Raw genomic sequence first — 9,850 nt, forward strand, 5'->3', positions numbered from 1 at the left:
CCCGAGATCGGCGCCCCGGCCCCCGACTTCACCCTGCCGGGCGCCGTCCTGGCCGGCGCCGAGGTCGAGCGCCGCGACTTCACGCTGTCCGCGCACCGCGGCAAGCCGATCGTCCTGGCCTTCTACCCCGGCGACGACACGCCGGTGTGCACCAAGCAGATGTGCTCGTATTCCAACGAGCTGGAGAAGTTCACCGGGATCGGGGCGGAGGTCTGGGGCATCAGTCCGCAGGACGTGGACAGCCACGAGAAGTTCGCGCTGAAGCACGGGTTGCAGATGCCGTTGCTCGCCGACCCCGACAAGACGGTGATCCGGCAGTACGGCATCGCGATGAAGGGCCTGGGCCTGAAGCGGTCTGTGTTCCTGATCGACGCCGAGGGAGTGCTGCGCTGGAAGCACGTGGCGACCTTCGGCTTGATGTTCCAGTCGGTCGCGACGCTGACCGAGCAGATCGGCGCCCTAGTGGCCTGAGAGGGTACTTCGGCCCGAGGCCGCACCCCCGCCTGCGGCTGCGCCTTCGCCTGAGGCCGCAACTATTCTGAGGGGCATGTCGCTGCCCGCAGGCCCTTACGCCCGACACGCCGCCCGCGTCCTGCTGATGAACAGGGAGGACCGCCTGCTGCTGTTCAAGTACCGCGGCAGGCCGGGCAAGCGCCCCGGTTGGCTCACCCCGGGCGGCGGCATCGACGAGGGCGAGACGGTGAACGTCGCGGCGGCCCGCGAACTGCGCGAGGAGACCGGCCTGATCGTGGCTCCCGAAGAGCTCGGCGGCCTGGTCGCGGCCACCGGCGGTTACGCCGACTTCGGCTGGGTGACCGGCGACCTGCGCGAGGACTTCTTCTTCCTCCGGGTCGACGTGCTCGACATCGACATCAGCGGCTTCACCGAATACGAGCAGAAGACCGTCGACGAGCACCGCTGGTGGTCGGTCCCGGAGCTGGAGTCCACCGACGAGAACATCGCGCCGTGGGGCCTGGCTCCGCTGCTGGCCTCGATCCTGCGCGACGGGCCGCCGGAAGACCTCGTCGAGCTCCCATGGCACCACTGACTCTGCTTGCCTCTGCTTGCCCGCACTCTTGCCCGCATTCTGCTTGCCCGCATTCTGCTTGCCCGCACCCTGCCGTGCTCCCATGCTTTACGCATGACCACCGAATGGCGCGGCAACAAGGGTCCGATCGGCGTCCTGACCGGTGCCGGCATCAGCACCGACTCCGGTATCCCGGACTTCCGGGGTCCCAGGGGCGTGTGGACGAAGGACCCGATCGCCGAACTGCTGTCGACCTACGGCGCCTACGTCTCCGACCCCGAACTGCGGGTGCGGTCCTGGCAGGCCCGGCGGGACAACCCGGCCTGGGAGGCGGAGCCGAACGCGGCGCACAAGGCGCTCGCGGAGCTGGAGCACTCCGGCCGCGCGGTCCGGATCATCACGCAGAACATCGACCGGCTGCACCAGCGGGGCGGATCGACGCCGGACAAGGTGATCGAGATCCACGGGAACATGTTCGACGTGGTCTGCATCGGCTCCGGCTGCACCTACCACTCCACGATGCAGGAGACGCTGGAGCGGGTCGCGGCCGGCGAGCCGGACCCGGCGTGCCCGGTGTGCGGCGACATCCTGAAGGCCGGGACCATCATGTTCGGCCAGAACCTGGACTCGCGGAGCCTGTGGCAGGCCGAGCAGGTGGCTGAGAACTCCACGATCTTCCTGGCCATCGGCAGCTCGCTCCAGGTCCAGCCGGCCGCGTCGATGTGCGAGGTGGCGGTGGGTAACGGCGCGGACCTGGTCATCGTCAACAACGAGCCGACTCCGTACGACCACCTCGCCAGCGAGGTGATCCGCGACCCGATCGGCGAGGCGGTCCCGCGGATCGTCGCCGAGCTGATCGCCGCCGGGGAATCCGCACGTTAACCGTGGATTGACGCGAGGTTGCGCACCGGCGGAGCATATGACGCGTGAACGTGCCCCGGGACGACGATCCGGCGGCCGCCTGGGAGGAACCCTGGCAGCCGCCGGTGTCGGAGTACGCGGTCTACATGACCCCGGCCGAGGAGCACCGCCGCCTGGGCCTGGCCCTGTACGGCGCCGGCTGGCACACCATCGCCGAGCACGGCATCCGCTGGGACGCGCGAGTCCTGAACTGCTATGCGCTGCACTTGGTGACCCGCGGCTCGGGCTGGATCGAGTGGGGCGACCGCCCGCGCACCCGGCTGCCGATCAAGGCCCCGGCGGCGTTCTGGCTGTTCCCCGGCCTCGTGCACTCCTACCAGCCGGACGTCGGCGGCTGGACCATCACCTGGGCCCTGTTCGACGGCCCGGCGGCGGCCGGCTACGAGAGCCTGGACTTCCTGTCCCGCGCCTCGCCGGTGGTCCCGCTCGGTGACGCGCGCCCGGTCCGCGAGCTGTTCCGCGAACTGCTCACCGCGGTCCGCACCGCCGGGCCGCACTACGAGGTGTCGTCGGGGATCCTCATCCACCGCCTGATCACCGCGGTCCGCGACAACGGCCCGGGGCTGCGCGAATCGCGGGCCGTCCGGGCCCTCACCGAGAACGCCACCGATCCGGTCGCGCTCCAGGACCACGCCACCCGGCTCGGGCTGACGGTCACCCAGCTGCGCGAGGAAGTGCGGCTGGCCACCGGATCGACGCCGAAGGAGTACATCCTGCGGGTGCGGCTGTCGAAGGCTAAGGACCTGCTGGCCGCGACGGACCAGAGCGTCGTGCAGGTGGCGCGGGCCGTCGGCTACGACGATCCGGCGTACTTCACGCGGTTGTTCACGCAGCGGGTCGGGTTGTCGCCGACGATGTTCCGGCGCGGTTCGCTGTCCGGGTGAGGCGCGCTGTCCGGGTAAGGCCCGCTGTCCGGTGAGGCGCGCGCCGCGGCGGATCGCGGCGACAAATATCCAAGAACGCCTCACCAAGATCCATGGTGGCGCACCCGCCCGCGCCCCGATCATCGCAGGGTGGCACACGAGCGCGTACTGACCATCGAGCCCGTCGAGTCCGGCGGCGGCAGGTTCCTGCGAGGCGGCCGGGAGCACCGGATCGTCTCGGCGGCGATCCACTACTTCCGGGTGCATCCCCAGCTGTGGCGGGACCGGCTGGAGCGGCTGCGGGCCATGGGCTGCAACACCATCGAGGTCTACATCGCGTGGAACTTCCATCAGAGCGAGCCGGGTCCGGTCCGTTTTGACGGCTGGCGGGACGTCGCGGCATTCGTGCGGCTCGCCGACGAACTCGGGCTCGACGTGATCGCGCGTCCGGGCCCTTACATCTGCGCGGAGTGGGACTTCGGCGGGCTGCCGGCGTGGCTGCTGGCCGATGAGAACATACGGCTGCGCACGACCGATCCGACGTACCTGGCAGCCGTGGACGCCTGGTTCGACCAGCTGATCCCGGTGCTGGCCGATCTGCAGGCGACGCGCGGCGGACCGATCGTGGCGATGCAGATCGAGAACGAGTACGGCAGCTTCGGCACCGACCCCGAATACCTCGACCACCTTCGCAAGGGCCTGATAGTGCGCGGGGTGGACACCCTGCTGTTCACCTCCGACGGCCCGCAGGATCTGATGCTGGCCGGCGGCTCGCTGCCGGACGTGCTGGCCACCGTGAATCTCGGCTCGCACGCCGCCGAGGGCTTCGCGACCCTGCGCCGCGTCCGCCCGGACGACCCGCAGGTCTGCATGGAGTACTGGAACGGCTGGTTCGACCACTTCGGCGAGGCGCACCACACCCGCACCCCCGAGGACGCCGCGCAGACTCTGGACCAGATCCTGGCCGCGGGCGCCTCGGTCAACCTCTACATGGGCCACGGCGGCACCAACTTCGGTTTCTGGGCCGGTGCCAACCATTCCGGCCTGCTCGCCGGCGATCCGGGATATCAGCCCACGATCACCAGCTACGACTACGACGCCCCGGTCGGCGAGGCCGGGGAGCTGACGCCGAAGTTCCACCTGTTCCGCGAGGTCATCGGCCGCCATGTCGAGCTCGGCGACACCGAGCCGCCCGCCCTGTTGCCACGAGCGAAGCCGCAAACCGTTACCGCGCCCCGGATCGCGGCGCTGCGGGACCACTTGGACCTGCTGGCGCCGGCCCCGGTCCGGCGCCCGGTCCCGGAGCCGATCGAGAAGCTCGGCCACGCCTTCGGCCTGGTCCACTACCGCCGCCGCCTCGACGGCCCCGCGCGCACCCACACGCTGCGGATCGAGGGCGTCCGCGACCTCGCGCAGGTCTTCGCGGCCGGCAAGCTGCTCGGGATGTTGGAGCGTGACAAGCCCGAGCAGACCTTGGATCTCCAGATCCCGGACGGGGGCCTGGATCTGGAGATCCTGGTCGAGCCGCTCGGCCGGGTGAACTACGGGCCGCACCTGGCCGACCGCAAGGGCCTGGTCGGCGGGGTGCGGCTGGACCACCAGTTCCAGTTCGGCTGGGAGCAGCGGGTGCTGCCGCTCGACGACCTGTCGGGGCTGCCTGCCACCCAGAATCAGAACCCTGCGGCGAGCACCACCGTGGGCCCCGCGTTCCACCGGGCCGCCGTCGTCCTCCCCGAGCCGGCCGACGGGTTCCTCGCCGTCCCCTCCACGGCGCGGAGCCTGGTCTGGCTCAACGGATTCCTGCTCGGCCGGCTGTGGAACCGGGGCCCCCAGATCACCCTCTACGCCCCGGCCCCCCTGTGGCGCGCCGGCGAGAACGAGATCCTGGTGCTGGCCCTGGAACCGGAGCCCGGTTCGCAGAGCCTTGAGGTAGAGCTGCGCGACACCCCCGATCTCGGACCAGTCGCGACGCCCTACACCCACGCGGACTACTGACACGCGGCCGAGCTAGAACTGGGCGCGCATCAGGCGTCCCGCTTCTTCACGACCACCATCGCCACCACGATCGAGATCACGGCCCAGCCCGCATACACCAGCCAGGCGTGCGTGTGGCCGGCCGGCCACCTCCCCATCGTCTGATACGGGTCCTTGTGCCAGAACGCGAGCGTTTGCTCGGCGTCGTCGGGGAACAGGTGTCGGACCTCCACCACCCAGCGGTACTTGTCGCCGCCGAAGAAGGCGGGCAGCAGGAACAGGAAGGCGACCACGGCCACGATCGAGGCCGTGGCGTTGCGGATCAGCGCGCCGAACAGCATGCCGATCAGCGCGCAGACCGGGACCACGAGGGTGTAGGCGGCGATGGCGATCTGGGCGTCGGGATCGGTGATCGACAGCCCGACGTGCCGGCCGGCCACCATCGCCTGTCCGCCGAGGAACGAGACCAGCGCGACGACGAACGCCAGCACCGTGGTGATCGTGCAGAGCACTGTGATCTTCGCCGCGACCACGCCCCCGCGCTTCGGGACCGCGGCGAAGGTGGTGCGGACCTGCCCGGTGGAGAACTCGCCGAACATCGTCAAGGCGCCGATCGCCGCGCCGCCCAGCATCATCAGCTGCACCGCGATGCGGGACAGGGAACGGAAGAGCGGGTTGTAGACGAAGTGCCACACTGTGCCGTTCGGCAGGACCTGCGTGGGATGCGCGAGATCGTTGTCCAGATACTGAAGATCCGAGCGGACCCCGTTCAGGTTGATGAAGACGGTCGCGGCCGCCGCCACGAGCAGCACCAGCCAGGTGGAGCGCAGCGAGGCGACCTTGATCCACTCCATCCGGCACAGATCGCGGAAGCGCGGCTTGGGCTCGTTGGGAAGCGGGACGGATGTCTTCGACGCGGCGGTCGTCGTCATGGTGCTCATCGGGCTTCTCCTGCGGCGTATTCGACGGCGTCGGCGGTCAGTTCCATGAACGCCTTCTCCAGCGAGGCGTTCTGGGTGGCCAACTCGGCCAGCATGATGTTGTTGCGCCAGGCCAGTTCGCCGATCTTCGGGGCGGTCAGGCCGACGACGGTCAGGCCGCCGGCGTCACCGTCGGAGTCGGCCGGCTGGACGTCGGCCCCTTCCGCGGTGAGGATCGCGGCCAGCGCCGCGGCCTCCGGGGCCCGCACCAGCACCGTGGCCTGCGAGCCCCGCCGGGAGAACTCGGCCAGCGTCTCGTCGGCGATCAAGTGCCCACGCCCGATCACCACCAACCGCTCGGCGGTGTGCTCCATCTCGGACATCAGGTGGCTGGAGACGAACACCGTCCGCCCCTCCTTGGCCAGCCGCTGGAACATCTCGCGCACCCAGCGCACGCCCTCGGGGTCCAGACCGTTCAGCGGTTCGTCGAACAGCAGCACCGGCGGATCGCCGAGCAGCGCGCCGGCGATGCCCAGGCGCTGCTTCATGCCCAGCGAGTAGCCGCCGATCCGCTTGCGTCCGGCCTCGGCCAGCCCGACTTCCTCCAGCACCTCCCCGACCCGGCGCAGCGGGATCCGGTTGCTGACGGCCAGCGACTTCAGGTGCGCCACGGCCGAGCGTCCGCCGTGGATGTCCTGCGCGTCCAGCAGCGCGCCGACGTGGCGCAGCCCGCGCGGCCGGTCGGTGAAGGGGTGGCCGTCGACGGTGACGGCGCCGGAACTCGGCGCGTTCAAGCCGAGGATCAGCCGCAGGGTCGTGGACTTGCCGGAACCGTTGGGGCCCAGGAAGCCGGTCACCGTCCCGGATCGGACGGTCACGGTCAGGTGGTCCACGGCCGTCTTGTCGCCGTAACGCTTGGTGAGGTCAGTCAGCTCGATCACGGGATTCAGATTGTCGGGACGCCACGTAGTCGGGCATCGGCCCGGGAGCCAAGATGAGATGTCCGGTGGTGGCCTGCGGATGTAAGCCCCTGAGCCGATGCGGGCACCCCCGGCCGCTGTCTACGATCTTGGGCATGGAGAAGACGCGACGCGGCCTGTGGGTGGTAGACGGCCTGTTGGTGGCCGGCTACCTCGGGCTGATCGCTCTGACCATGCCGTACCTGCGGCAGTTCAACAGGTACAACTACTACCCGGCCGGGTTACCCGGTCCGGATGGTTGGATCGTGCAGCCGGGCGGGTACCTGCTCCAGCAGAACTACCAGGCCAACGGCTGGCAGCGCGCGCTTCCGGCGCTGTGCATAGTCGTCCTGCTTCCGCTGGTCCGCCGCCGACCGCTGTTCTTCGCCGGCGCGCTCGGGGCCGCCCAAGTGCTGCTCGGCACCGAGTACTCGCCTGCCGACACCCGCTACACCCTGCTCGTCGCGGCCGACTTCTGCCTGGTCGCCATCGCGCTCGCCTGGCCGCGGCATACGTCGATCAAGGCCGCGGGCCTGATCCTCGCCGGCGGCGTGTCCTCGTTCGCCGCCTTCACCCCCGGCTCCGCACAGCTGATGCCGACGCACGTCGTGGTGGTCACCTTGCTGACCATGGTGGCCTGGCTGCTCGGCAGCTCGACCCGGGAGCGCCGGGCCGGGGCCATCCGGCAGCGCGCCGACGCCGCGGTGCAGGCGGTGGCCATCGAGCGGCTGCGCATCGCCCGCGAGTTGCACGACATGATCGCGCACAGCATCGGCATCATCGCCATCCAGGCCGGGATGGGCAACCGGGTGATCGGCACCCAGCCGGCCGAGGCGCGCAAGGCGCTCCAGGCGATCGAGGACACCAGCCGGGACACCCTGTCACAGCTGCGCCGCACCCTGACCGCACTGCGCCGGGACGAGAACGCCGAGACCCCGAGCGACCCGGCGCCGGGCCTGGCCGACCTGGACCAGTTGGTCGCCTCGACGAAGCACGCGGGGGTGCTGGCGATCGTCGAGAACATCGGGATGCCCCGGCCGCTGCCCGGCGAGGTCGACCTGGCGGCGTACCGGATCGTCCAGGAGTCGGTGACCAACGTGGTGCGCCACTCCGGGGCCCGGACCTGCCGGGTCCGGATCGAGTACCAGGACAGCGCGGTGGCGATCACCGTCTCCGACGACGGCCACGGCGTGCTGGGCTCCGGCGGCACCGGCTTCGGCCTGGTCGGCATGCGCGAGCGGGTGAGCCTGGTGCACGGCACCTTCACCGCCGGTCCCCGCTACGGCGGCGGGTTCCTGGTGAGCGCCACGCTGCCGGTGCCCGGCGGATTCGGGACGGTGTACAGCGGCTCGGCGAAGGAGAAGGCAACCGTCGAGAAAGCAGCCGTCGAGACCGAGCAGCAGCCTGACATCGATCGCCCCATCCCCCGCGCGCTCCCGACACCCGACCCGAATCCGGCGGTGACCCAGTGATCCCAGAGGCAGCGATCCCAGACCCCGCACCGAGCCCCATCCGCGTGATCCTCGCCGATGACCAACCACTGATCCGGACCGGCCTGCGGGTGCTGATCAACGACGCCCCGGACATCGAGGTGGTCGGCGAGGCCGGCACCGGCGCCGAAGCGGTCCGGCTGGCCACCGCGCACACCCCGGACGTGGCCGTGATGGACATCCGCATGCCGGAGATGGACGGCATCGAGGCCACCCGGCGCATCACCGAGACCGGCGACACCACCCGCGTCGTCATGCTCACCACCTTCGACGACGACGAGTACGTCTACGCCGCGCTACGAGCCGGCGCGAGCGGCTTCCTGGTCAAGGACATGGCCCTGGACTCGATCCTGGACGCGGTCCGAGTCGCGGCCTCCGGCGACGCGATCATCGCCCCGAGCGTCACCCGCAAACTGATCGCCGAGTTCGCGATCCGCCCCGAGCCAGTCGGCAGCGCGGCGAACCGCGGGGACAAGGCCCTGCTGGGCGGCGTCACCGAGCGCGAACGCGAGGTACTGACGCTGGTCGGGCGCGGACTGTCGAACGGCGAGATCGCCGAGCAACTGTTCATCAGCGCGGCCACCGCCAAGGCACACGTGGCGCGGCTGTTCACCAAGCTCGGCGCCCGGGACCGGGTGCAGCTGGTGATCACGGCCTATGAGGCGGGCTTGGTCTCGACCTCGCGCTGAGCCGAGGCGCGCTGGCACGAGGCGCGCTGTTCACGGGACTCGCGGATGACGGGCCTCGCGCTGTTCACAGGCCTCGCTGTTCACGGGCCTCGCGGACTCACTGGGGTTTGCGGTGAACTGGGGTTTACGGTGAACTGGGGTTTTCGGGGCGGGTTGCTGTTGGTCTGTGAGTTTTAGAAGCTTTTTACGGCCTTCGGTCATGGTTGTGCCGGTTCGGGGTTCGAGGCGGCGAGTGTGTGACTCGGCTGCCGGTTCCGGTGTTCACAACCCCGGCGCATCTCAGGCCTCTTCATCTCCGGCAGGTCGGAACAAGAGCCAGATCAACAGCAAGATCAAAGTCAACAGCAAGATCAAAAGCTGTGATGAAGGGCCGGCGCCTCCGGCGGGGGCTCTCGGCTCCCTCGGGGAACTGGCGCTGCTCCATAGGGTGGTCGCCTCAGGGCCCTGCGGCGGCGGTTTGTGAGGTGGTTGCGGTTCGTTCCCCACGGTCGCGTCGTCAGCCCCAAGGGGTACAGCACCGGTGTCCGGGAGTAAAGTCCGCGCCGTTGCGGTCGGGGCTGCAAGCTGCGGTTTTGATAGCGCGAACTTGACTCCCGGCCACCGGCGCTGTAGGCGAAGCCCTGCCGACGCGACCGAGGGGAACGAACCGAAAACCGACCGGAGAAGTACAAAACTGGTGGTGCGGTACCGGCAGCTTGGCGAGTTCGGCCGCCGGTCCAGGTGCTGGCGGCGCGGCAGTCCCGAAACCGCGCATCCTGGGTCGGCGGGCGCGGCTCGGAGACCGCGTCCACCGCAGTGGTGGAGAAGATCCCGGGTGCCGACTGCGGCGACACGCCCGAGCGCGTTTCTATTCGCATGGATGTCAAGAACCGGCCATGTGGGGGGCGCATTTCATTAACACGCTGACTTGATCTAGTGGCCGAGGGCGGCGGTGAGGCGGTCCGGGGTGCGCAGTGGTTGTTCAGCGGGGGTGAAGGCGAAGCCGAGGCCGGCCAGAGCGCGGATGG

The 9,850-nt window shown here is 69.8% G+C and carries 9 protein-coding genes; 7 read left to right on the forward strand and 2 right to left on the reverse strand.

Features of this window, described 5'->3' with window-relative positions; translation table 11 throughout:
• The 5 genes from IZR01_RS45155 to IZR01_RS45175 all read left to right on the forward strand — a co-directional run.
• Positions 1-471, forward strand: a 471-nt coding sequence (locus IZR01_RS45155) for a peroxiredoxin (RefSeq protein WP_194898884.1), incomplete at its 5' end; no start/stop codon positions are given.
• A gap of 76 nt (positions 472-547) precedes the next feature.
• Positions 548-1,048 carry an NUDIX hydrolase gene (locus tag IZR01_RS45160; protein ID WP_194898885.1) on the forward strand — a complete coding sequence of 167 codons (501 nt, stop codon included), beginning with the start codon at positions 548-550 and terminating at the stop codon, positions 1,046-1,048.
• Positions 1,049-1,141: 93 nt separating this feature from the next.
• A complete protein-coding gene (locus IZR01_RS45165; RefSeq protein ID WP_194927424.1) occupies positions 1,142-1,909 on the forward strand; it encodes an SIR2 family NAD-dependent protein deacylase in 768 nt (255 codons plus the stop codon).
• Positions 1,910-1,953: 44 nt separating this feature from the next.
• Positions 1,954-2,832 (forward strand): helix-turn-helix domain-containing protein, encoded by an 879-nt coding sequence (locus tag IZR01_RS45170; RefSeq protein ID WP_194898887.1) that lies wholly within the window; start codon positions 1,954-1,956, stop codon positions 2,830-2,832.
• Between the two features lie 129 nt (positions 2,833-2,961).
• Positions 2,962-4,806, forward strand: coding sequence for a glycoside hydrolase family 35 protein (locus IZR01_RS45175; protein WP_194927425.1), 1,845 nt, complete (start codon positions 2,962-2,964; stop codon positions 4,804-4,806).
• A 29-nt stretch (positions 4,807-4,835) separates the two neighbouring features.
• Here the strand turns inward: IZR01_RS45175 and IZR01_RS45180 are convergent, their stop codons facing one another.
• Together IZR01_RS45180 and IZR01_RS45185 are read right to left on the reverse strand one after the other, a co-directional pair.
• On the reverse strand, positions 4,836-5,726 hold the full coding sequence (locus IZR01_RS45180) for an ABC transporter permease (protein WP_194898889.1): 891 nt from the start codon (positions 5,724-5,726) through the stop codon (positions 4,836-4,838).
• A complete protein-coding gene (locus IZR01_RS45185) occupies positions 5,723-6,646 on the reverse strand; it encodes an ABC transporter ATP-binding protein (RefSeq protein WP_194927426.1) in 924 nt (307 codons plus the stop codon). The genes IZR01_RS45180 and IZR01_RS45185 overlap by 4 nt, the downstream gene beginning before the upstream one ends.
• Before the next feature lie 134 nt (positions 6,647-6,780).
• On the opposite strand from IZR01_RS45185, the gene IZR01_RS45190 reads away from it, so the two are divergent.
• Together IZR01_RS45190 and IZR01_RS45195 are read left to right on the forward strand one after the other, a co-directional pair.
• The gene (locus IZR01_RS45190; RefSeq protein ID WP_194927427.1) at positions 6,781-8,136 is read left to right on the forward strand and encodes a sensor histidine kinase; all 1,356 of its coding nucleotides are present in this window, start codon (positions 6,781-6,783) and stop codon (positions 8,134-8,136) included.
• A 38-nt stretch (positions 8,137-8,174) separates the two neighbouring features.
• Positions 8,175-8,843, forward strand: coding sequence for a response regulator (locus tag IZR01_RS45195; protein ID WP_369125520.1), 669 nt, complete (start codon positions 8,175-8,177; stop codon positions 8,841-8,843).
• Positions 8,844-9,850: the final 1,007 nt, after the last annotated feature.

It is taken from the genome of Catenulispora pinisilvae (assembly GCF_015356865.1).
Classification (GTDB): Bacteria; Actinomycetota; Actinomycetes; order Streptomycetales; family Catenulisporaceae; genus Catenulispora; species Catenulispora pinisilvae.